This window comes from Saccharicrinis carchari (assembly GCF_900182605.1).
Lineage (GTDB): Bacteria > Bacteroidota > Bacteroidia > Bacteroidales > Marinilabiliaceae > Saccharicrinis > Saccharicrinis carchari.
This window is the reverse complement of record NZ_FXTB01000010.1, coordinates 70702-95894: the sequence shown is the minus strand read 5'-3', so window position 1 is coordinate 95894 and position 25193 is coordinate 70702. Positions and strand designations below refer to the sequence as shown.

Sequence of the window (25193 nt, the reverse complement as noted above, 5' to 3'; positions counted from 1 at the left end):
AGCACCTCAAAAGCAGATAATATTAAAAAATATTATGAATACAAGAATATTTTTGCAGCTAATTTTTAAAGGCATGGCCATGGGGGCAGCCAACGTTATTCCAGGCGTATCCGGTGGCACCATCGCGTTGATAACCGGTGTGTTCGAAAGATTGATTAATGCTATTAAATCGTTTGATGTAAAAGCAGTAAAACTATTGATTAAAGGTGATATAAAAAGCTTGATAAAACATATCGACCTGTGGTTTTTAATCGGATTATTTGTTGGTATTGGTATTGCTGTGCTTAGCCTGGCACAATTATTTAAGTATCTTTTTGTGGCCCATCCGGTTTATATTTGGGCTTTCTTTTTTGGCTTGGTTATGGCCAGTATATTTTTTGTGGGCAAAAGGGTGAGTCGATGGAACTTTGCCAGTATCGCTTCTTTTGTTGTAGGCACAGCTATGGCTGTTTCTATCAGTGTGCTTACTCCGGCTTCCGAAGACAGTTCGATACCCTACCTTTTTATTTGCGGTATAGTAGCCATTTGCAGCATGATAATACCCGGTTTGTCGGGCTCTTTTGTGTTGATTTTAATGGGCAATTACCAACTGGTAATGATAAATGCGGTTAGCGATTTAAACCTTAATATATTGCTACCCGTGGCTATTGGCGCAGGCGTTGGCCTTATTGGTTTTTCTCATTTTTTATCGTGGTTGCTCAAAAAATATCATAACCCTACCATCGCCATACTCACCGGTTTTATTATGGGATCGCTGGGCATTTTATGGCCTTGGAAAACTGAAAATACAGAAGTATTTGGAGATAAAATTAAAACAATTGGCTACGACTGGTTTTTACCCACCATTGATACTTCCTTTTTTGTGGCTGTTGTTTTTATTATCGCAGGTATAGCTGCCATCTGGCTTACCGAGTCGCTGGGTTCGAAAAAATTACAGGAGAAGTAGCAATATTTATTTTACAAGATGAAAACATACGGTTTAATTGGATATCCTTTATCCCAATCTTTTTCGCAAAAATATTTTAGTGATAAATTTAAAAATGAATCCATAGCAGCCCGCTATCTGAATTTCCCTATTGCCTCTATTGACGAACTGCCACAGCTACTTGCAAAACATCCGTACATTGGCGGACTCAATGTTACCATTCCATACAAAGAAAAAGTAATGGATTATTTAACCGAGATAGACCCCATGGCCGAAGAGGCCGGTGCGGTAAACGTGGTAAAGTTGGATTGGAGCCATGCTTCCAGGCCGAAATTAAAAGGCTTTAATACGGATATCATCGGTTTTAGCGAATCGATAAAACCATTGCTGAAAGCGCAGCACAAAAACGCCCTTATCCTGGGAACGGGAGGAGCGGCCAAGGCCGTGGGTTTTGCGCTGGAAAAAATGGATATCGCCTACCAGTTTGTCTCCCGAAGTCCTCAGGGCCAAAACCAGACCATTTATGAAGCCCTGAATGCAGAAACCATGGCTCAAAATACCATCATTATTAATACAACTCCCCTGGGTATGTATGGCGATATGGAGGCCAAACCCGATATACCTTATCAATATACCAGCAAGCAACATCTGTTTTTCGATTTAATTTACAACCCTACACTAAGCGCCTTTTTAAAAGCAGGACAAGATCAAGGTGCCAGCGTTAAAAACGGACTGGAAATGCTGCACCTCCAGGCCGAAGCAGCCTGGGAGATTTGGAACAGGGAATAACTGGCAGCTAATACTACCCTATTTCTCTTCCGATTCTTACCTTTACTTATGTTTATTAACAGTTGAAGAAAAAGCCAACACGGACACTATAGCTTAATGACTGCGGTAAACCTTTAATCCGCTTATGCCGAATAACTTATTCGACCATAAGGGAGATTGGCGTTCATGTAAACTATATCTTATTTCATGCGCTACCATCCGGCAGATACTTTTCAGAAGATATGACTGGACTTTACACCAATTTTATTTAAAAATTTATACATTTGAGAGCAAAATTTAATCTCTCAATGCGTCATACCGTTGCACTCTTCATACTATTGGCGGCACTTGTTTCGAAAAGCCTACAGGCTCAATACGAAATTAAGCTTAGCAACAGCTATCCTCCGTATAACTTTGTTAACGAAGAGGAGGACTTGGTTGGATTTAATGTTGACATCCTCAATGCCATCCAGGATATCTACGACACCGACATAAACCTACAGGGGGGTGAATGGTATTCGATTAATGAGGAACTGAACAATGGAAAAATACACGCCATTGCCGGCACCCATTATCCGGGAAGTCCCGATAACGATTACATCTACACCCGATCAACCATAAACACTTCACACTGCTTTTTATACAACGGCAATTACAAAAATAAATTTTCGCTTGAGTATTTCAGATCTTTAAAAAAACCACTTGTGGCCTTATGGCAAAACGATGTACTGATACGCTATGTGCACTCCATTAACCCAACGGCAGAATTCATTTTTGTGAATGACTACGAAAAACTGGTGATGGCACTCGACAGAAAAGATGTTACCTGCATTGTAGCCCAAAAGGTGGCAGCTATGTACTACGCCACAAAACTTGGCAAAGACTACATCCATTCATTAAATCATCAACTATTAGAACGTAGCATGGGCTTTAAGGTGGCAAAATCATCGCCCGAACTTGCTGAAATTTTAAATAACGGATTAGAAGTGATCCTGGCCAACGGCCAATACCAACAAATTTACAACAAGTGGATTGAACCATACGCTAAAAGGAGTAACCCCTGGCAGAGTTATTATAAATATTTTTTATTGTCCGGAATTATTATTTCTGTTCTATCCCTGTTTCTTTTAACCGCAAACTATGTTTTAAAAACGAGGATTCGAAGTAAAACCAAAGACCTTCAGCATCAACTGGAAGTGAATTCTGAAATAATGAAAGAACTGGAAGAGCAAAAAAATAAGGCAGAAGAAAGTGACAGGATGAAATCGGCCTTTTTAGCGAATATGAGTCACGAAATTAGAACTCCCATGAACGGCATTCTGGGTTTTACCGAACTATTACGAACGGCGGATTACTCGTCACAGGAACAAGAGCAATTTATACAGGTTATTGAACAAAGCGGAAACCGAATGTTAGAAACCATTAACAACATTATCGATGTTTCTAAACTGGAATCGGGCATTGAGCAAGCTCAACACAAAGAAATGAACATTAAACATATGTTGATTGAACTGCATGATTTTTTCATCCGCGAAGCAAAAGTAAAAGAAATTCAACTTATTCTGGAGGAAAAAGAAACGACTTCCGCTCAGCCGTTTGTTTCAGACGAACATAAACTAAACTCCATACTCACCAACCTAATAAAGAATGCCATAAAATTTACCAGCGAGGGCTATGTAAAGGTGACCTACCATATTGGTAAAGATTTTGCTGAATTTTGGGTGAGCGATACGGGCATAGGTATTGCACAGCACAAACAAGCGTCAATTTTCAATCAGTTTGAACAGGGTGAAGGGGCTTATTCGAGAGCTTACGAAGGTTCCGGACTGGGGCTATCCATTACAAAGGGATATGTAGATCTGTTGGATGGCGCAATCAGGGTTGAATCTGAACCGCAAAAGGGCACCACCTTTTATGTTCGTATCCCCAACCACGAAAGGGTAGGGTAAGTTTCAGATATTGAGATGTAAGCATCTAAGTATAACCATTCTGCCACCAGGCGGGGTATCAAAGCCTTCCTATTCAAGTTCGGAACAACCTGTCCGGGTAATAGCCCGGGACAAGTGCCCAGTATAATGAAGGGAGGTCGATTCGCCCCGGGAGGAATTAAATTCAGTTTACACTCCCACGCCCTCCCCTTCTATAAGAATTGATACAATACTATCTTTTTATTTAGCTGCGTTATAACCTGTCCTTTGGCTTTCGCCTACGCACAAAAAGGTTTTTTAGTACTCCCTTAATCCATTACTTTACTTTACTTTACCTCTCTTTTCATCACCAGAGGCAGCTCCCCTTCCCATGTTACAGCTTTACCGATTAACGCATCGTTCTCCAACTTTAGAGCAACATTAACCAGTTCACCTTGAACTTTCACATTAAAGCTTACCTTGTCACCGTCTATTTTAAGTTTACTGCCCGTTATGGTTTCGTATTTAAAAGCTATTTTTACCCTCACTAGACTATCCTCTTGATAAAAAGTTGTTTTTCCACGCTGATAATCATAAGGAGCTTCGTTCACTTCAAACTTCCAGGTACCCAATATGCCCTTGTCACTCTTGCCGGCCTCTTTTGCTTTTACATTCATGCTAACAACCATTAGTGTTACAGTGGCAATAATCATCCATACATTTTTCATGTCTTATTTTTTTAATTGATTAATGATGTCCAAATATAGTTGCGCATTTCTACCCATCAAAAAGATTGGGGCTAAGAAACCTATACAGGGATAAGTGGACCTATTTTATGATCAACGAAGTGAAGGATGGGGCAAAGCCTCTGGCTGCAGGTATGGACTATTTGATAAATTTGACTTTTAGTTTGTACATATCCCCACCCTATCAACCATCCATTAAAAGTTGTATCAAAACCATTGCGCCCAGTTTAACCCGCAACAAACCTGCAATTCCCCAATAGGATATCCATTCTGTTAAGCGCATGGATCCTCCCGTCAAAGACCTTTAAACGAGTATAAAAAGGCACATAAAATCAGCGTCACTATCATAAATCACATCCGTTTCTTCCAGCAACGAAGAATAGGTTAACCCACATTTTATGCACTGTTGCGCTTTAGGTGTAAGATGTTGTTGAACACAAGCTCCCTACTCTACCATAAACTTTTTGCTTAGCCAATTATTTTTTGTACGTATTTTAAGAATATAAACACCATTGGGCAATACCCCTATTTCAATGGGCAGGTTTTCGCCGGCCTGGTTTACCGTCGCTACCGACCACAAGCGCCCCAGCACATCCCTAACCTCAACAGTTTGAATAAAATATCCTCCGGAATTTATAAATAAGGTGTTTCCTTTTGTGGGCACCGGATAAATAACTACTTCGGATCGGGTATCAGGAATGATTTGCGTATCGCCATACACCACGGCCTCGGCCAGCACATCCAACCATAGGCTGTAGTTTTTATTTTCGTGCAATTCCGATGCATATTTCCATCCGGTGGACTGATGATATGCCAGCATGGTATTATTGCTTTTTTGCGTTCGTGCCGCATAATAAACGGCCAAAGTATCGATGGGCGTATTGTTATAGTTGATTTCATAAGACACAAAAAAGCTCCCATTCACCGTTATCGGGGTATCAAACTCCAGGTATCCCTCCCGATTTGCCCGCAGCGAATTAAGCGCTATGTCTTCTTTTTTTACAAGCATAGTTTCAGGCTCATTAGTGCCTTGCCAAAGCGATATATTAAACGTTTGAGACGAGCTCTGCGGTGATTTGCCGGGCATCAGGTAAATCCCTTTTATTGTTGCCTTCTTTATTCCGTCGAAGCGTTCGGCATAGGCCGTTGTTTTAATTCCATTGTGCCCACTCAGGTATCCCCCCCCAATTAGAGTTGAATTGGCAGGTCTATCACCCTTTTCGATGTTACTTAACCTCACAAAGGCTTGTTGTTCATAGGGGTTGGCACCATTTAAACTTTGCACCCCGGAGTTCAGCGGATCTAACCAGGCTTTGTATTGTTGGTTACTTTCCGTTTTCTGATCCCACGCCTTATAAAATTGCCAATAATAATCGTTTACGGGCGATGAACAGGTAGCAGCACCACCCGATAAGGCACCGACAAAATTATTATTGCCATCGAACAAAGGGCCTCCCGACGAACCGGGCTCAGTGGTTCCTGTTGACCACTGTGCCACCCGCCAATGAAAGTTATCAACTTGCGCATACGGACGGTTAAAGTACGAATTAAAACTGCTTGCCTCAATTGTTCCGTCAAAGGTGGCTATTTTTTTTACGTCGCCCCACGGATGATGAATGGCTTTAAACAATCCGGTGGGCTCCGGGTTTAAAGTCCACCCGGCAAAATACGGGCGATAATATGCAGGCGGCATGTTAAACATTTCAACCAGAGCAATATCCAATTCATTAACCATTACTCTGGCTTCCCCACCCGAAAGGGTATGCTCCGGGTAGGCTTCAATTATATCTGAGCAATAAGGCACATCATAATTAAAATACAACAGGGTGGTATTGGCACTGGCATCCAGCTTATAGCAATGAGCCGAAGTGATTAAATATGGTTTTGCTTCGCTGCCCGCACTATTAATCATGGTTCCGGTACATAGCTCTTGTCCATCGATAATTATTTTAACCACTGCACGTCGCACATCCAGGTTATTATCCTGATCAAAACACGAAACATCCACATTACAATATCCGGAACTATTAAACGAAGTTGTACTTTTTAAGTTGTGTATCCCCAAAAAATCGTGATTTACTGCTCCAATCATCAGTTCTGCTTTAAATTGAACCTTTGCCGGCTCCTGATATTCCACAATCACCTGATCGCCGCGGACAGGAACCGTAGCCAGGATACCGGAAGGCTGATTATTGGCATCGGTAAATGCACCTTTTATATCGCTTTTGTCCGTATTGTAGATAAACAGCTTGGCTCCCGGGGGAAGCACATACCTGTCGAAAATTACATTGATACTATAGGCATTGGGTGAGCTGATAAGCAAGCGCCATACTTTTGTGCCGTTATCCAGTTGTGTCCATGTACCCGAGTTATCCGGCGTATAATTAACGGTAAACTGATGCGCAAATTTTAATGGCTCATCTTTATTTATTATGCGTGCTTCTTTAAGTTGTGCCTTGCCGGGTGTATATGGAAGTTCCTCGACATTTTTTAACAGCTCATTCACATCCAGACTGAATGCCGGACTGCCCGGTGCGCTTATTTGTGCTTTAACTGCTGCAACAGATGTTATTATGGTTAAAAGCAAAATAACACCAAACTTTCTGCTTTTGAATGATACCTGCAGTTGATTATTCCTTGTCTTCATTTTCACTATCTGTTTCCTCTGTTTTATGTCCTTTTAAAAATGAGCTCCGCACTTCGGCCAGTTTTTTCATACGTCCACCCTTACCCAATTTATAATGCACCAGGCTCCAGGCCATGGTTATACTTGTGCCCAGGATGATAAACAATAAGATACCGGTATTAAAATCGTTGATTACAAACTCCTCTGGTATGGCAAAGTAAAGCAGTACGGAAATCAAGCCCCGCGGTGCAATAAACACTTCGGGCATAAAATTCTTTTTCACTATCAGCTTAAAGAGCCCCCATCGCACCACAAAAATAAGAACCAAGAAAACAAGTGAACCCAACATTACCGAAGTATGAAATATACCCGCAATGGTTATGCTAAGACCAAACACAAAAAAGAAAAAGGTGCGCACCACAAAGGCACTTTCCGCGGTCAATAGCTTAAAATCGTTTAATACCTGTGTTACCTGATTCTCGCGTAAAAACTTTTTTATCGGCCCGAAAAAAAAGATGTGTCTATTCTCGAGTATCAATCCAAAAACCAATATAATAAGCAACGACGACAAATGAAACACCTTACCCACCGCATATAACAATAGTAATACGGAAATAAACAAAAAGAGTTTTACCTGGGTGTTGATTCGTTGAAAAAAGATAATCATAAAATACCCAACCACCACCGACAAAACTAATGTACCGGCCAAATTGGCAACCACATTTATACCGATGGTTGTTGCTTCGGTGGTATGTACATTGTTTACTACGGCATAAAATAATATCAGGCCAAATATATCGGACAGCGTGCTTTCGTAGATTAAAAATTCTTTTTTCTCCTCCTCCAACTGATTTACACTGGGTATAACTATTGCGCTACTAATAATGGAGAGTGGTATGGCATAGATAAAAGCCGTCAGGAAATCGAGGTTGCCAATAATAAGCTGAATACCGAAGGTAAAGATGAATACATTAACAAATAAGGCAACAAGTGCTATTAACCCAGATTTCCATATCATGGGCCATCTTTCTCTGCTTAGCTTTAAATCCAATGCACCTTCCAACACAATAAGCATCAATCCCACTATACCCAATATCTCCAAGGGGAAAACCCAATTCACATCCTCAATACCAATATTGAATATTTTTTTACTGAAAAAACCGAGTAATATCAACAGGATAACGCTGGGCACCGCCGTTTTTTGGGAAATAATGGAAAACATGTACGATAGAATAATAATTAGGGTGGCTCCAATAATCAGAAAATAAGCCATGTTATCTCCGTTTACTACATTTTGTATCGACAATAATTCCATATTTGCTTGCTAAAATTTAGAGAGTACAATGATAAATAAAAAAGTTGCCATTACATTACCTTTGGCTGACATGCATATGAATGACAGGTATAATATGGGCTGGTTTGGGGTTTTTAATTGGTCCAGAATGGAATTCCAAGGCGAATGCTCATTTTGCTGCACAAGGCCTCTATCCCAATTTTTATAGGGTACAATGGTTTTTCAGGAACCTTACATTCAAAACCGTAAGCTTTATTTTAAAACATACCGGTCATAAAGATTATTTATCGAACTTGTTTCGCCAATGATGGTGAGGATATCATTTTCGTGAAGCACAGTTTTACCATGTGGGGCAAAGGAATGGATACCTCGCTCAATAAAAACCACCAGTACATCGGGGGGCAATTTTACATCAATTAATTTTTTATTGATAAACTCTGCAGCAGCGGAATCTTTTGTGAGTTTAAAAGTGATGTATTGCTTACTGTGCAACAGATATTCTATTATTTTGCCTTTATTTTCAAGTGCAAGTATATCTTGCACAAAATAGTCACGTTCTGCAATATCCCATATGCCTGTGAGCATGCGCAGTTGTTGTTTGGTTTGCTCAGCATCGTTAATCAAAAAGAAAAATACTTTTATGGTATTCTTATGTTTTTTGTTGTTTATTTCAATCGTTTGAGTAGTACCATTTTTTGAGAGAACAATATGTAATACCGGGTGATCAATATTTGGTATTTGGGCATTGAGCAGCATCACTTCCGGAATCATTAGGGCAGCATCGAAAGGATTTGATTTAAAAAACTCCTGTTGAATAAGCTTTTTATCGGTATTTATTTCCTCTGACGAAGCATCCGCAACAAGCTTTACAATATCTTTAAATTTCTTTTGCTGATCGACCTCATGAATTTTTGCCCGCACGATAGTCTGGTTAAAAGGATCGTCCTGTCGCATTCCTTTCTCACGCAAAATAGTCAAAAACTCGCCCTCCAGGTCGTCGTGCTGATGTTTGCCGAGCAAAGCGAACCAATGAAAGATGGCGCCTTCGCGTTTTACCTTGCTACGCACAAAAAAAACATACCACAGGTAGGCTAATAAAATTATAAATATAGTGAATGAGATAGGCACCCATCCCATGAAGGATATCAGCATCAAGGAAGTTAGTATACCGAAAATTTGCATCCATGGGTACAGTGGCGAATTAAATCCGGGATCGTAGGAGGCAATTTTACTATTGCGAAATACGATTACAGAAAAGTTGATCGCAACAAAAATAAACAATTGAAAGGTACTGGCTAATTTAACAATACCCTCTTCGGAAAGAACAACGATAAACAATACGATAAGTCCTGCTGTGAGCAATATTGCGGGCACAGGCGTACCAAAGCGACTTATGCTGGTAAATTTTTCCGAAAACAACTTGTCTCTGCCCATAGCCAGGGGAAAGCGCGAAGTGGACAGCATACCGGCATTACCTGTTGAGGCAAAGGCAAACAAGGCGGCTAAAACAATGATATACAATCCCGTGCGTGGAGGAAGCCAAGTGAACAACTGCTGTACTGCGGTTGCTGCCGGTGCCAGATCGATGGCGAGCGCATCATTTGGAATTACGGCCACCATAATAAAAACGCCCAAGCCATATATTAAGGCGGTAACCAGCAACGACAAAGCCATTCCCAAAGGAATATTTCTATCAGGATTTTTTATTTCTTCGGCCACACTGGCTATCTGTGTAAGCCCCAGGTACGACACAAAAACAAAACCTATTGTAAAGATAAAGCCCTCGGCCCCACCTGTAAAAAACGGAACCAATTCCCTTTTCTGAAAAGTTACTGCGGATTGTTCTGCCCAGAAAATATGGTACACACCATCCACAATAAAAGCGGTGAGCACCAATAGCAATACAATAACAAAAACTTTTTGAATACCCGACGTTTTTTTAGCACCCAAAATATTTAAAAGAGTAAATACTACGGCAAAAACCACAGCCGTTTCCTTAATGGGTATGTCAAAAAATATTGAGGCATAAGCCCCTATTCCTACCAGTGCAAAAGCAGTTTTTAACAATAAAGCCGCATAGGTGCCAATACCACCAATGGTACCCATCATAGGACCTAAACTACGATCCAAGAAAAAATAAGCTCCCCCGGAACGTGGTAGTGCGGTAGATATTTCGGCAATACTGAACATGGCAGGCAATATAAGCACCCCGGCCACCAGGTAGGCCAGGATAACCGATGGTCCGGTATATTGCGATGCCAGGCCGGGCAACAGAAAAAAACCCGAACTAAACATGGCACCCGTGCTCACGGCAAAAACATCAAATAAGCCCAGTTCTTTTTTTAGTTTCATAATTACGATGCTGCCTTATATACCTGATTTATAATGATTCCTAATTTCAATCTCTATCTTTTCATCCCACAGTTTGCTCAATAGGTCTTTGCCCATATTATCGTAATGGATAGCTCTCTTCTCCTCCCCTATCTTTCTATATATATTGGCCAACTTGTACATGGAGGGTATATGCATATCATTAATTTGCAAACACATCTGATATTGCCCTATGGCTTCTTTATACAGCCCTTTTTGAAGTAACACCCGGGCATTTTGGAGATGTACTTCAATTTCCTTTATTTCGGTATCAAACTTCAATTGAAACATATCGTGGGTTTTTGTGGTTACAAACGAACAAGGCATTTCTCGTACAACACGTTCCGTAACGCTACCCATCATAAATCGGTTAAACCCCGAGCGTCCATTGGTACCCATAACCAACAAATCGTGACCCTGTTTTTTTATGGTTTGCAATATTATTTCGTGCACCGATCCGGGTTTCACATCCACCTTAAAAGCTATATCGCTGAGGTCGAATTCTTTTAAAAACTCGTCCATATAATACTCTTGCTGCAATAACAAATCGGCATTTTCTTTTTCCATATCCACCTGTATGCGTGGCGTAATATTGGTAAAAGGTTTATATACGTTCAGTATCCTGAGCATTGCCCTGAATTTTTTAGTAAGTAAAATGGCATTTTTCAAGGCTCGCCTCGATGGGTCGGAAAAATCTACCGGACAAAGGATATTGCTAAATTTAGTTTCTCCTCCCGCTTTTACTATCCAAACCGGTTTATCCGATAGCTGGATGAGTTTATGGGCTGTGATGCCCAGTTTAAAATTGTTGTTACTGCTCCCCCCGGATCCTACAAGAATAAGGTTAACATTGTGATCGGCGGACACCTGAAGCAGCCTTTCGCCGGGCTTGCCGTTTTCGATGATGGGATCGACCACATCTACCCCGGCATTTTCAAGTGTTTCTTTCACATCAAGCAATGATTTTTTTACCGCTTTAATTACAATATCACTTATATCGGGATGCAATACTTCCTTTGGGATTACATAAACGATAATTATTTGTGAATTGTACGTCCGGGCAATATTAATTGCTACATCTATCTGATCCGTTACATCTTTATTGACATCAACAGCTACTAATATTTTTTCCAGTAGTTTCATATGATCATAATTTTGGGTTCTTATAAAATATACAAGGCCTTTTTACGACATAAAGATGCCAGCATTCAGGCAAAAAATTAATTGTTATAATTTATTACCTCCTGTGACAATTGTTCTATATAAACAAAACTAAAGGTCTTTGGTTCTGATATATTGATAGCATAATGCTAAATAAATATATAATATCCATAGCTTTTTTCTATACTTATTTTGTTTATCGTATTGTACAATAAAGCAGCAAAAAAACCAATAAATTTATTAGATTCGCCCGTTTCTATTACACCTATAAGAACAAAAGATTACAAGCGTATGTTTTTTATAAAACCCTATATTAAAAGCAAATGGACGAATATAAAATCAAATTAATTCAATCGGTGGTTGTAGCAGTTTTATTTTTACTGCTTAAATTTTTGATTAACAAACTTATTAAAAAGGTATCGTTAAAATTTGAATATCACAAGCCCCGTATAAAGATAGTCAGCAAACTGATCTCCTTGCTTCTGTTTTCTGTGGCTTTAGGATTTGTATTTATTATTTGGGGTATCGATCAGTCGGATCTGTTTCTGTTTATATCATCCTTACTGACCATTGTAGGCATCGCTTTTGTTGCACAGTGGTCGTTACTTTCCAATATTACATCCACGCTCATCATCTTTTTTAGTCATCCGATACGTATTGGTGAACGAATAACCATCCTTGATAAAGACTATAACATGGAAGGGCAAATCAGCGACATACGTATATTTTTTATTATCATTAAAACTACAGATGGTGAATACGTAACCATACCAAGTTCGGTTTTTATGCAAAAAATGATAAAGAAGAACAAGTGATGTCCGCAAACCATTCAGGCTTTCTGCTGTAAAAATGTACTTACGTAATGCTATGGCGCAGGCTCTGCCGGAACACTACCCTGCAAGCGATAATGATATGGATGATCCAATTTCTCTTCTCATATTGAAGCGGAAGGGCGCCAGCAAAGACAGCCCAGGTACTGCGCTTCTATCCCCGAAGTATGGAGAGCTGCCCGCAGAAAATATTACCAGCTGTTTTGCACTGCCTGTGCCCGGCGTGGGAGCTCCAAACAAACCGGAAGCTTCCGGATTTAGCAAAGCAAGCACTCGAAGCCGAGTAATATTTAAAAATATAATCGACTAGCTATCTGCCAAACAGCATACAAGAATCAAACATCGGCCTAAGAGGCATACTGCGGATAAAGAATCACCCTTGACTATTCATGCATTATTAACTTGTAAATATTTATTAGTTTAGGTTTGCAAAAGCCGGGGTTAATACGGATACAACATTACGCATACACTTTGCACTCCACCTGGTTACGCAGTACCATTAGGCCGTTCTGCATAAGTGCTGTCATTTCGTCCTCGCCGGGATAAACGGCTACGGGAGCAATAAAATCGACCATTTCTTTGATATAATTGATTACAAAATTGTCGTGAGCAATACCGCCGGTAAGAATAATACCGTTTACTTTACCTTTTAACACTGCTGCACATCCTCCAATTGTTTTGGCTATTTGATAACACATTGCACTCAGAATAAGCTTGGCATGTTCGTCACCTGCTTTCACTCTTTTTTCCACTTCGTAAGCCTGATTTGTACCCAGATGAGCTACCAAGCCCCCGTTTCCGGTAACTATCTTTTTCATCTCGTCGTAAGTATATTTACCACTAAAGCATGCATCCACCAAAGCACCACTGGGCAATGTGCCGGCACGCTCCGGCGAAAAAGGTCCGTAGCCGTCGATGGCATTATTTACATCGATTACCTTACCCTGCCTGTGTGCACCAATTGAAACACCACCACCCATATGAGCCACTATCAGGTTTAACTCTTCATAAACAAACCCACGGGTTCGAGCAAACAAACGACCTACGGCTTTTTGGTTAAGAGCATGAAATATGGATCGGCGCGGCATGCTGGGGCATCCGGTAATTCGCGCTACTTCTTCCAACTCGTCCACCACTACCGGGTCGGCAATAAAAGCTCTGGCATGAGGCAAGGACTTGGCAATATCGTCGGCTATTAATCCGCCCAGATTACTGGCATGCTGACCTAATATACCTATACGCAAGTCGCGCTTTAAGGCTTCATTGACCTCGTAAACACCAGATGAAATGGGTTTTACGAGCCCACCTCGTGCCATAACACCATCTATCCGTTCAATATCTATGTCGGCGTTAATCAGCTCGTTTAGTATTACCTCCTTCCTAAACTCGTACTGATCGGCAATAGTTTTAAAGGGTTCCAGCTCGTGGGCCGGATGTTTGATATTCTTTAAAAAAATAGATTTTTCGTTGTCGTAAACCGCAATTTTGGTAGAGGTAGAACCCGGATTAATGACCAATACTCTAAAAATTTCCATAGTTTATTTTTCAATTATTAACAATTATGATTAACAACTTTTTTCAACCAGTAAGCAGGCCAGTGCCAAGCAATAATATTTAGTTTTAAAACTATCGCTGCGGCTCATTACAACCACCGGATGAGTGGTTCCGCTTATTAGTCCGGCCAACTCAGCACCTCCAAACAGCATTAAACTTTTATAAAAAGGATTACTTGCTTCTAAAGAAGGAAACAGCAGTATATCAGCATCTCCAGCCACAGGGGTATGGCTACCTTTAAGTGCTACGCTGGCCGGGTTGCAGGCTAAAAATAAATCTAACGGGCCGTCCATGATGCAATTTCCGATTTCCCCTTCATTCGTCATCTTACACATCGTTTGGTACTCTTGCGAATTAGGAAAATGAGGAGATACTTTTTCCGAAGCGCTCATCAGGGCTATTTTAGGTTTTGTTATGCCTATGTTATGAGCCATTTCAACGGCATACTTAGCCATTGCTACTTTTTGTTGCAGGTTGGGGAAAGGTAATACAGCAGGGTCGGTGATTAGCAACAGTTTAGGGTAGGCTGGTATTTCCATGGCACAAACGTAGCTTAATACACCTTGCGGTTTCATCAAACCCTTTTTTTTATCTAAAACAGCTTTTAGTAATAAGTCGGTACGGATAAGACCCTTCATTACAATATCGGCCTCTCCACGTTTTACCATTGCAACAGCAAGCTTGGCAGCTTCGGCTTTATCTGTACATGCTACTATTTCAAACCGGCTATTATCCTGTGCAAAAGATGCGGGTAATAAATTTGAAATGATGGCACTGTCACCTATTAAAATAGGATATATAAACCCATCCCGGGATGATTTTACAACCGCCTCCAAGGTGTGAGTGTCTTCAGGTGCAACAACGGCTGCTCTGAATCGTTTTTTTAAGCCAATAACAAATTCGGGTATTTGTGCTAATTTTGTTGTTGGATGGTCCATACAGCTTTAAAATATTACTATAAAATAAAAAATCATCCTATGGCAGCTAAAACAATGCTGTAATACTTCGATTCTTCGGAATCGCTGCGTGAGGTAAGCACAATAGGTACTTTTGCACCCAAAATAACAGAGGCTACTTTCGCTTTAGCAAAAAACACCAGTGTTTTATATAATACATTACCCACCTCAATATCAGGCACCAATAATAAATCGGTATCTCCGGCTACTGCGCTTTTTATTTTTTTATGCTTGGCACTTTCAAAACTTATGGCGTTATCAAAGGCCAATGGCCCATCAATAGTACAGTTTTTAATTTGATCGCGCTGATTCATTTTTGATAGTAAGGCTGCATCTAAAGTAGCCTGCATACTCTCGTTTACCATTTCAATAGCACCTAGTACAGCTACTTTAGGATTGGCAATGCCCATCTTATTTAAATAGCCCACTGAGTTGTTTACAATAGCTATCTTATCTTTCAGGTTGGGAGCAATGTTCATGGCCACATCGGTGATAGCAATGAATTTATGATATGTTTCAACCTCAAATAAGGCAAAATGTGAGAGTAATGTATTGGTCCGTAAGCCCCAACTTTTATTTAACACCCCTTTTAAAAGCACCGGGGTAGGCACATTACCCTTCATTAGTATCTGCACTTCGTCATCATGTGCCATCTTCACAGCCAGCTCCACACATTTTTCGGGATTGGGTTCGTCAATGATACGGACATCTTTAAAATCAAATTTATTTTCGTTAATAATAGCCTCGGTCAATGCCTTATCGCCAATCAAAACCGGCATAATATACCCTGCTACATAGCCTTTATAAACGGCATTGAGCGAAAAAGCATCTTGCGAAACAGCCAGCACCAATATTTTACGCTCTTTTTTATTGCTAACCAAACGCTCTAAATCCGATAGTTTTTTGTACATAGACCTCTATTTTTTCAATGTTCTAAAATACATCGCATACATCAATATAAATATGATTTTTATACGTAAAAAAGGCGCAACAACTATTTTTTTACAAAATAGTGCTGCGCCTTTAAATAGCAAGGTTTTGATAGATTATTTGTTTTTTCTATCTGTAAAATAAATGATTATATCCGGCAGCCCGCGCTTGCAGAACCAGCCTAAAATGGTTTACCTATTGGCCAACTCTTCTACAATACGTTTAGTATCACGGGCAATTACCAATTCCTCATCGGTGGGCACTACCAAAATTTTTACTTTACTACCCGATTTACTTATAATGGCTTCCTGACCAAAGACAGTGCTATTTTTCTGTCCATCCATCTCTATGCCCATATACTCTAATCCTGAGCAGACCTGCTCTCGCACGGTAAACGCATTTTCGCCTATACCGCCTGTAAATAGGATCGCATCTACCCCTCCCATTGCGGCAGCGTAGGATCCGATATACTTTTTAATTCGGTAGGCATACATGTCTAAGCCCATTTGCGCCATTTCATTTCCTTCTTCGGCGGCGGCCCTTATTTCGCGCATATCGGACGAAATACCCGTTATGCCGAGCAAACCGCTTTGTTTGTTAAAAAGCACACTGGCCGACTTTGTCCCAATCAACTCTTTATCCATGATGTAAGTTGCCGCACCTATATCCAGATCACCAGCGCGCGTACCCATCATTAAACCTTCAAGAGGCGTAAATCCCATGGAGGTATCCACCGATTGCCCATTTTGGATGGCCGCAATTGAGGCTCCATTTCCGAGATGACAAGAGATTATTTTTGTTTTTTTGTAATCGGATCCTAGCATCTCACAGCCCCTCTCGGCCACATATTTATGGCTGGTACCATGAAAGCCATATCGGCGTACACCATATTTTTGATATAAGGAATAAGGTATGGCATACATATAAGCATGCTTGGGCATGGTTTGATGAAATGCCGTGTCGAAGACCCCCACCTGCGGCACATTGGGCATTAAATGCTCAACGGCATATATACCGCTCAAATTTGGTGGATTATGCAGGGGAGCCAGATCGATACACTCATTCATTTTTTCAATCACATGGTTGGTGATAAAAACGCTGGAGTTAAATGTTTCGCCCCCATGTACCACCCTATGTCCAACGGCATCTATCTCTTCCAAATTAGCAATGCAGCCATGTTTTTTACTGGAGAGCACACCTAAAATATAATCGATACCTGTTTGATGATCTAATATTTCACCTTCGAGCAGGACTTTTTCACCGTTTTCTTTTTCGTGTTTTAAGAAAGACCCTTTTAGGCTAACTTTTTCGACTCCCCCCTTGCCCAATACTTTATGACCATTGTCATTCATATCGATCAGTTGATACTTTATTGAGGAGCTACCACAATTCAGAACTAATATCTTCATATTATTGATTTAAATCTTTGCGTTATTAATTAAACGTTTTATTCCGTAACCAGTACACCGTTATCATCATACTTATAAAAACCCTGTCCGGTTTGCATTCCTAAATGCTTGGCTCTCACCAACCTCTTAATCATTGGGTTTGGCTTATACTTTGAGTTACCAAACTCTTCGTAGAGATTATCCATCCATTTCGAAATTTTATTTAAACCAATAATATCTGCTGTTCTAAACGGTCCGAACCTCATACCTAAACCTACCTTCATCGTTTTGTCGATATCAGCCATCGTGGCCACCCCTTCCATTAGCACCTGACACGCCTCGTTTAAAAGGGTAACGTATAAACGGACGCTTATTAAGCCTGCGGACTCCTCTACCGGAATTACTTCGCGATTGATCAGCTTTACAAAGGTGCAAACCCTTTCGTACACTTTTTCGGAAGTATATAAACCTTTAACCACTTCAATAAGCTTAGCCTCGGGGGAGGTAACAAAAAAGTGGAGGCTAATACACCTTTCGGGCTTTTTCATTTCGGAGGCCAGCTCGGTGATGATAATGGTAGTGGAGTTTGTAGCAATAATAGTATCCTCGCGTACAATCTCCTCAATCTTTTTAAATACAGCCTTACGCTCATCTATGCTTCGATGTGCGGCCGAATCGGAACGAATGGCTTCGATCACAAAATCACAATCGGCCAGTTCCTTGTAATCGAGCGTCCCTTTTATACGGCTCATGATGGCCTTTTTTTCGCTGGGCGTAAGTCCCCAGTTTTCGATACGGCTATCGAGCTCCTTTCCGATATTATCGAGTGCACGTGCTATTTTTTCGTTGGAAAGCTCTAAAAAAACCACATCCAAACCATGCCAGCTGGCAATACGGGAAATACTTTGTCCTTCCTTACCGCAACCTATAACTCCAATTTTAGAAAACAGGGTTGCACCTCTTTTCTTGCCTTTACTTAGCGCATAACCTTCAATAGGTTCAACTAAAATTTCAGCCATCTATATTGTATTTGTTTTTTTATAATGTAAACTTTGCTTTCGCAGTCAAATCAATGTAAACCTTTAGCTACATGTAATTTAATTGCCCTACGGCATCTCTGCCTGTTGATAAGAGCAACAAGTTATTTCTATACCTTACCCGCGGCTTGATTGGCCGTAATGGCTACCAGATTAACAATATCACTCACGGAACAACCTCTGGACAAATCGTTGATAGGTGCCGCCATACCTTGTAAAACGGGGCCAATGGCTTCGGCATGCGCCATTCGCTGAACCAGTTTATACGAAATATTGCCCGTTTCTAAAGTGGGAAACACCAGTACATTGGCTTTTCCGGCAATGGAACTTCCGGGTGCCTTTTGTGCACCAATGGCTTCCACAATGGCTGCATCGGCCTGTAGCTCGCCATCTATCTTTAAAGTTGGATCCAACTCTTTAGCCAAACGGGTGGCTTCTACCACTTTGTCAACCATTTCGTGCCTGGCGCTTCCTTTGGTGGAGAAGCTGAGCATGGCCACACGGGGTTCGATACCTGCAATAGACTGTGTTGTTTTTCCGGTTACCACGGCTATTTCGGCCAATTCGGCCGCCGTAGGATTGGGGTGTACAGCACAGTCGGCAAATACCAGCATTCCATTATCACCAAACTCATTGTTGGGTAATATCATAATAAAAGCGCCCGACACAACGCTTATGCCCGGTAAAGTTTTTACAATTTGAAATGCGGGACGCAGCACATCGCCCGTTGAATTCTGGGCTCCGGCGACCTCGCCATCGGCATCTCCATTTTTTATCATTAAAGTGGAAAGATACAAGGGATTGAGCACCAACTCCTGAGCCTGCTCACGGGTAAGTCCTTTGCTTTTGCGTAGTTGCAACAGCAAACTGATATACGTCTCTTTTTTGTCGTGATGCGCGGGGTCAACAATTGTAGCCTTATTAATATGGCTTAGTTCAAGTCGTTTTGCTTTTCTGGCAATTGCTCCGGGTTCGCCTATTAAAATAATCTGAGCAAATCCTTCAGCAAGAATAGTATCGGCAGCTTTTAGTGTTCTCTCTTCCAGACCTTCAGGTAATACGATACGCTTTATATCCACCCGAGCCTTGGCTTTTAGTTTGTTTATAAATTCCATTTGGATTGCTTATATATAAAATTAATCATTGCAAAATTAGTTAATAACACAATTAAACACCATGCTTTTTATCACACAAAGCCCTATCGCGTGTATAAGTATGGTTTAATGCGCCGGTAATTTATTTTTAACCCTAATACTTAACGAATTATTTCCACCTTCGGTATCTTTTACAATCCGGTAGCAGATTGCAGACAATCCGATTACATTCAAGAGGAATAATTTACGCAGAAAAAACATGCTTGCCAAAGCTTATGAAGTAAGAGTTTACAAAGTAAAGGGAAATTATCGGATTAAAGAAAAAACAGGTTTGAATTTTAGCAATGAAAATTTTACAAGCTGCCAAACGGCATAGTAGCTTGTAATTACTATTTACTTAGCATACACATTGTACATGATTTGCAGAATCCATTTAGCCACCTGCAAATATTACCACCTATTCCTGCCGCATCATTCTTTTTAATCCTAAGATTGAATGGATTGGTAAACTGCAGGAATTGTTTTTGCAAAGATAAAAGGTAAGCTCCTTGCAATTCTTGTTTCTTGCCACAGGAATAAGCTCACTTTGGCCTGCAACAAAAACATAAGGATTAAAATCAACCAAAAACTCATCACGCGCCTTTTCTTTTCCCTTACCGGAAATAACTAATTCGTAGTTTTCGTGTATGAAATACAGCTTTAATCGTTGCCAATTGGCATAATATTTACCATGGCTGTCTATTTTACCCGATACGTTTTTAAGCATCTGAAGCGAAGTTTGATAGCCCTCCTTATTTAAAAAATACTTACTAAGTCGAAAATGATTGATAGCCATAACCGAGTTGGACGCCGGTATAACATTATCGGACAGCTCCGATTTACGAATCATTAAGGGATCATCGAGTACCGAGGTGTAATAAAACAACTGGTTATCTTCGTTAAAGAAATGGCAAGTAGCATATTCGCTCAAGGCATGGGCTTCCAATAACCATTGGTCGTCAAAAGTAACTTGATACAAGTCAATCCATGCATCTATTAACAGGGCATAATCATCTAAAAATGCATTAATGCTACCTTTTCCTTTAAGGCTACGCCACAAACCGCCGTCCTCTTTTATCGCTTTCTCTTTTACAAACAATGAAGCATGGATCGCATTTTGTAAATATGATTTATTTCCCGTCGCTCTGTATGCATGCACCAAACCTTTTATGATTATGGCATTCCAGGAAGTTAATATTTTATCGTCGAGGGTAGGTCGTACTCTTCGGTTTCGGGCATCAAATAACTTCTGCTTGCCGGTTTTTATCACACTATCCAGGCTTTCCCGTTCCATCTGGTGGCGCTCACAAAACTCGTCTTCGGAAATGGTTTGGAACAATACATTTTTTCCATCCTCCCAATTGCCTTCGTTGCTTATGTTAAAAAACAAGCAGAACAAACCACCATCCGACCCGAGGAGTTCTTCCACTTCCTTCTTAGTCCAAACATAATACTTGCCTTCCACCCCTTCGCTATCCGCATCTAAAGAAGCATAATATCCACCCTCCGGCGATTTCAACTCCCTGTTTACGAAATCAACTGTTTGCTCAATCACTTTTTTAAATAAAGGGTTTTGGGTAAGCTGATAGGCATTGGCATACACCTCTAAGAGCTGGCCTTGGTCGTAGAGCATTTTTTCAAAATGCGGTATTTTCCAATAGGTATCTACGGCATATCGCGAAAATCCACCGCCTACCTGGTCGTAAATGCCCCCCCAGGCCATTCTGGTGAGCGACAGATCGATGTATCTGCCTACATCATCATCCGACTTTTTAAATAAATACGACAGCAGAAACTTATATTCTACCGGCATAGGAAATTTTGGTGCTCCTTTGTTTCCACCCCATTCCAAGTCGAAGTTGCTTTTCCACGCATCTATAATTTTATCCATCGTTTCGGCCGTAAACAATACCGATTCTTTTACAAGACCAACCAAGTCCATACGCTCTATCCCTTGCTTTATTTCCAGGGCGAGTTGATTTAATCTTTCGGGTGATTTTTTAAACAACAGATGTATTTCGCGCAAAAGGTTAGTCCACTGCCGTTTTTGAAAATAAGTACCCGCAAAAATAGGTCGTCCGTCGGGCAGGGCAATAATATTTAAAGGCCATCCTCCTTTTCCGGTTGTTAAATGTGCCACATCCATAAACAGCTGATCCAGATCGGGACGTTCCTCACGGTCTATCTTAATTGAAATAAAGTTCTTATTCATCACAGCGGCCACCTCTTTATCGCTAAAGCTCTCCTCCTCCATCACATGACACCAATGGCAAGCCGCATATCCTATGGAAATCACCATTAATTTATTTTGTTCTTTTGCCATGCTCAATGCCTCGCGCCGCCAGGGATACCAATAAACAGGGTTATGGGCATGCATCAATAAATAAGGGCTCGTTTCCTTTGCAAGGGCGTTCGTGTAGTTTTTTGTATTCATATATAAAAAGTTTACTACTCCACTAACATACAAATGCTTTGTAAAGTTTAACTTAAATTGTTCAATTTAAAAAGAAACAAATACCTTTGGTGATCAAAGCCAACAACACTATAAGTGGAACCTACACACATTCGTAACCGTACATGATAGATAAAAAAATATTACTTGAGTTAGTACAAACACGCATGCCCTATGGCAAATACAAAGGCAGCATATTGTGCGACATTCCGGAATTTTACTTGGCCTGGTACCATCAAAAGGGATTTCCGGCAGGCCGGCTGGGCATGCTCTTGTCCACCTTGTACGAAATCAAACTAAACGGATTGGAATATCTGCTTCGCGAAATCAGAAAAATGTGAGTTGCAACCTTAGTTTCCATAACACACTTTTTATTATTTAGCAGCTGTACCTTCAATGTTAAAAAACATGAAATAAATCATACTATCGTTGCGTAATTAACTTTCCACACAATCATTTAGTACATTTGCTATCCTAATTTATTTTTACATCATGCCCAACAACAGAGAAATAATTCTTTTAAATATTTCCGGCAATGACAAACCGGGTTTAACCTCTTCGCTAGCCGAAATACTCTCCCATTACAATGTTCAAATACTGGATATCGGTCAGGCCGTTATCCATGAGGATTTGGGCTTGGGTATTTTATTTGAAGTACCACAGGCATATGAGTCGGCTCCTATTTTAAAAGACTTGCTTTTTAAGTCGTACGAAATAGGTGTAAAAATAAAGTTTACGCCCATCTCCGAAAAACGTTATGCCGAATGGGTTTCGCACCAAGGAAAAGAACGTTACATCATAACTTTGCTTGCACGTAAAATAACGGCCGAACATCTGGCCAAGGTAACCCGTATTATTTCGTCGCAACAGTTAAATATCGATACCATCACCCGTTTGTCGGGAAGGGTGGATTTAAACTCCAACTCGAAGCAAAACAAGGCTGTGGTAGAGTTTTCGGTTAGGGGCATGCCTATAGATGTGGAGATTATGAAGAGCGACTTTATGGATTTGGCAGGAAAAATAAGTATCGATATCGCTTTTCAGGAGGACAATATATTCCGCAGAAACCGACGTTTAGTATGTTTTGATATGGACTCTACGCTTATACAAACCGAGGTGATAGACGAGCTGGCCGAAAAAGCAGGCGTAGGCGACAAGGTTAAAAAGATTACCGAAGCCGCCATGTGCGGAGAAATAGATTTTAACGAGAGTTTTATTCAACGGGTATCGTTGCTCAAAGGGCTCAGCGAAAGTGCCCTTAAAGAGGTGGCCGAAAGCCTGCCCATTACCGAGGGTGCCGAACGGCTGATGAAAACTTTAAACAAATACGGTTACAAAACAGCTATCCTATCGGGCGGCTTCAACTACTTTGGTAACTTTTTAAAAGCCAAATTGGGTGTTGATTATGTGTTTTCGAACGAATTGGAAATAAAACAAGGCCAGCTCACCGGTAAACATATCGGCGACATTGTTGACGGCAAACGCAAAGCAGAATTGTTAAAACTGCTGGCTTTTAAAGAAGATATCCATCTCGATCAGGTGATTGCCATTGGCGATGGTTCCAACGATTTGCCCATGCTGCAATTGGCCGGTTTGGGTATTGCATTTCATGCCAAACCTAAGGTAAAAGCCGGTGCCGACAATGCCATATCTAACATTGGGCTCGATGCCATTTTGTATATGTTGGGCTTTAGGGACAGGGAAATTAATAAGTAAGTGCCGGCTGTTAGCAACTATATGTTTGATTTTTAACCATTAGTTACTAATTTATCTATTGGAGATAAGGAGCACAATTGACCATTAGCTGATGGCTGTTGACCATCAGCTATTAGCCCATCTTACCTGAATTTTATAATTTTTTTTATGGTACCGTCGTACAGGTTAAATTTATGAAAACCGCACTCGAGGGAGCCGTTAAACAATTTTAATTTCTCAAGTGGTTTAAGACCCACATTTTTTAAGGCTTCCTTATTGGATGTAAGTACCCAGGCATCGTAACCGGTAAAAGTACGCTTAAGCCGATTACCTATCATCCTATAAAAATCAATTATATCTTTATCCTTCATCAAGCGCTCACCGTAAGGGGGGTTCATTATAATCATGCCCTTTGGATAATGGGGCTCGAGGCGTTCAAAGCTCGACAGTGAGAAATTTATATCGCGGTTTAAACGGAACTGCAAAGCCGATTCACGGGCTATATCTATGGCTTTTATGTCGGAATCGCTACCAAAAATTTTCAAGCGCGGCTGGGTAATGCCTTCTTTGGCTTGTTCCACTATCTTATTCCACAGTGCGGGGTCGTAATCGTTCCAACCCATAAATCCGAATGTTTTTTTATGCAAGCCCGGTGGATAGTTCCGTGCATACATCACGGCTTCCATCAAAATAGTGCCGGAGCCACACATGGGGTCTATCAGGGGCTGCTTCTTGTCCCACCCCGAAAGCATAACCATACCAGCAGCCAACACTTCGTTTAACGGGGCTTTGTGCATACCTACACGGTAGCCTCTTTTATGCAGCGATTCGCCGGAACTGTCCATGGAGATAGTGGCTTTATCGTTTGACAGGTGAATGACCAAGCGCATGTTGGGGTTTTCCACATCCACCGATGGTCTTTTTCCCTCTTTTTCACGAAACTGATCTACAATCGCATCTTTGGTTTTTAAGGCCACATAAAGTGAATGAGTAAAAGCCTCGGAAAACACGACCGGATCGATAGCCAGTGTTTGATCCACATTCATGATGCCGGACCAATCGAACTGCTTTACGCCATCGTACAATTCCTGATCATTTGTAGCTGTAAAATGATGTATGGGGATTAATATTCTGATTGCCGTACGTAATAGTAGGTTGGCTTTGTACAATAATTCTTGATCACCTTCAAACTCTACGGCTCTGTTTACCGTTTTTATTTGCTGAGCTCCAATTTCTTTCAACTCCCCGGCCAGGACATCTTCGAGACCGTGGAATGTTTTTGCAATCAGTTTCAATATAGTAAGTATTTATTTAGATATGCGGCACCATCGTTTGGTACCATTTTGGTTGCGAAGGTAAATAATACCTCTTATTTTGCAAAAATCTACTTTATTTTTTTCCTCAAACAATAAAAGTAAAAT

Annotated in this window: 19 protein-coding genes; 6 read left to right on the top strand and 13 right to left on the bottom strand. The window is 40.7% G+C overall.

The window, feature by feature from the left end; genetic code table 11:
• Nucleotides 1–34 precede the first annotated feature (34 nt).
• From FN809_RS15210 to FN809_RS15200, 3 genes are all read left to right on the top strand, one after another.
• Nucleotides 35–946, top strand: coding sequence for a DUF368 domain-containing protein (locus tag FN809_RS15210; RefSeq protein ID WP_142534395.1), 912 nt, complete (start codon nt 35–37; stop codon nt 944–946).
• 18 nt (nt 947–964) lie between these two features.
• On the top strand, nt 965–1714 hold the full coding sequence (locus FN809_RS15205; RefSeq protein WP_142534394.1) for a shikimate dehydrogenase family protein: 750 nt from the start codon (nt 965–967) through the stop codon (nt 1712–1714).
• A gap of 263 nt (nt 1715–1977) precedes the next feature.
• Nucleotides 1978–3642, top strand: coding sequence for an ATP-binding protein (locus FN809_RS15200; protein WP_142534393.1), 1665 nt, complete (start codon nt 1978–1980; stop codon nt 3640–3642).
• 305 nt (nt 3643–3947) lie between these two features.
• Here the strand turns inward: FN809_RS15200 and FN809_RS15195 are convergent, their stop codons facing one another.
• The 5 genes from FN809_RS15195 to FN809_RS15175 form a co-directional block, all read right to left on the bottom strand.
• Nucleotides 3948–4328 (bottom strand): hypothetical protein, encoded by a 381-nt coding sequence (locus FN809_RS15195; protein WP_142534392.1) that lies wholly within the window; start codon nt 4326–4328, stop codon nt 3948–3950.
• 463 nt (nt 4329–4791) lie between these two features.
• Nucleotides 4792–6993, bottom strand: a complete 2202-nt coding sequence (locus FN809_RS15190; protein WP_142534391.1) for a T9SS type A sorting domain-containing protein — start codon at nt 6991–6993, stop codon at nt 4792–4794.
• Nucleotides 6977–8278 carry a cation:proton antiporter domain-containing protein gene (locus FN809_RS15185; protein WP_185957580.1) on the bottom strand — a complete coding sequence of 434 codons (1302 nt, stop codon included), beginning with the start codon at nt 8276–8278 and terminating at the stop codon, nt 6977–6979. The genes FN809_RS15190 and FN809_RS15185 overlap by 17 nt, the downstream gene beginning before the upstream one ends.
• A gap of 240 nt (nt 8279–8518) precedes the next feature.
• Complete coding sequence (locus tag FN809_RS15180; RefSeq protein ID WP_246095613.1) at nt 8519–10618, bottom strand: amino acid permease; 2100 nt, start codon at nt 10616–10618, stop codon at nt 8519–8521.
• 15 nt (nt 10619–10633) lie between these two features.
• The gene (locus FN809_RS15175; RefSeq protein WP_142534388.1) at nt 10634–11779 is read right to left on the bottom strand and encodes a universal stress protein; all 1146 of its coding nucleotides are present in this window, start codon (nt 11777–11779) and stop codon (nt 10634–10636) included.
• Between the two features lie 341 nt (nt 11780–12120).
• On the opposite strand from FN809_RS15175, the gene FN809_RS15170 reads away from it, so the two are divergent.
• A complete protein-coding gene (locus FN809_RS15170) occupies nt 12121–12612 on the top strand; it encodes a mechanosensitive ion channel domain-containing protein (protein WP_142534387.1) in 492 nt (163 codons plus the stop codon).
• A gap of 473 nt (nt 12613–13085) precedes the next feature.
• On the opposite strand, the gene buk is transcribed toward FN809_RS15170, so the two are convergent.
• The 7 genes from buk to FN809_RS15135 form a co-directional block, all read right to left on the bottom strand.
• Complete coding sequence (buk, locus tag FN809_RS15165) at nt 13086–14162, bottom strand: butyrate kinase (RefSeq protein ID WP_142534386.1); 1077 nt, start codon at nt 14160–14162, stop codon at nt 13086–13088.
• A gap of 30 nt (nt 14163–14192) precedes the next feature.
• Nucleotides 14193–15119 carry a phosphate acyltransferase gene (locus tag FN809_RS15160; RefSeq protein WP_142534385.1) on the bottom strand — a complete coding sequence of 309 codons (927 nt, stop codon included), beginning with the start codon at nt 15117–15119 and terminating at the stop codon, nt 14193–14195.
• Nucleotides 15120–15151: 32 nt separating this feature from the next.
• A complete protein-coding gene (locus tag FN809_RS15155) occupies nt 15152–16048 on the bottom strand; it encodes a bifunctional enoyl-CoA hydratase/phosphate acetyltransferase (RefSeq protein ID WP_142534384.1) in 897 nt (298 codons plus the stop codon).
• A 210-nt stretch (nt 16049–16258) separates the two neighbouring features.
• Nucleotides 16259–17476, bottom strand: a complete 1218-nt coding sequence (locus tag FN809_RS15150) for an acetate/propionate family kinase (RefSeq protein ID WP_142534383.1) — start codon at nt 17474–17476, stop codon at nt 16259–16261.
• Nucleotides 17477–17514: 38 nt separating this feature from the next.
• Complete coding sequence (locus tag FN809_RS15145; protein ID WP_142534382.1) at nt 17515–18474, bottom strand: 3-hydroxyacyl-CoA dehydrogenase family protein; 960 nt, start codon at nt 18472–18474, stop codon at nt 17515–17517.
• 128 nt (nt 18475–18602) lie between these two features.
• Nucleotides 18603–19607 carry a phosphate acetyltransferase gene (gene pta / locus FN809_RS15140; RefSeq protein WP_142534381.1) on the bottom strand — a complete coding sequence of 335 codons (1005 nt, stop codon included), beginning with the start codon at nt 19605–19607 and terminating at the stop codon, nt 18603–18605.
• Between the two features lie 436 nt (nt 19608–20043).
• Nucleotides 20044–22059 (bottom strand): thioredoxin domain-containing protein, encoded by a 2016-nt coding sequence (locus FN809_RS15135; RefSeq protein WP_142534380.1) that lies wholly within the window; start codon nt 22057–22059, stop codon nt 20044–20046.
• 143 nt (nt 22060–22202) lie between these two features.
• Here FN809_RS15135 and FN809_RS15130 point away from each other — a divergent pair, with 143 nt between their 5' ends.
• Nucleotides 22203–22418: a DUF3820 family protein gene (locus tag FN809_RS15130; RefSeq protein ID WP_221929453.1), complete on the top strand. Its 216-nt coding sequence runs from the start codon at nt 22203–22205 to the stop codon at nt 22416–22418.
• A 151-nt stretch (nt 22419–22569) separates the two neighbouring features.
• On the top strand, nt 22570–23793 hold the full coding sequence (gene serB, locus FN809_RS15125; protein WP_142534379.1) for a phosphoserine phosphatase SerB: 1224 nt from the start codon (nt 22570–22572) through the stop codon (nt 23791–23793).
• A 122-nt stretch (nt 23794–23915) separates the two neighbouring features.
• On the opposite strand, the gene FN809_RS15120 is transcribed toward serB, so the two are convergent.
• Nucleotides 23916–25067 carry a THUMP domain-containing class I SAM-dependent RNA methyltransferase gene (locus tag FN809_RS15120; protein WP_221929452.1) on the bottom strand — a complete coding sequence of 384 codons (1152 nt, stop codon included), beginning with the start codon at nt 25065–25067 and terminating at the stop codon, nt 23916–23918.
• Nucleotides 25068–25193 lie beyond the last annotated feature (126 nt).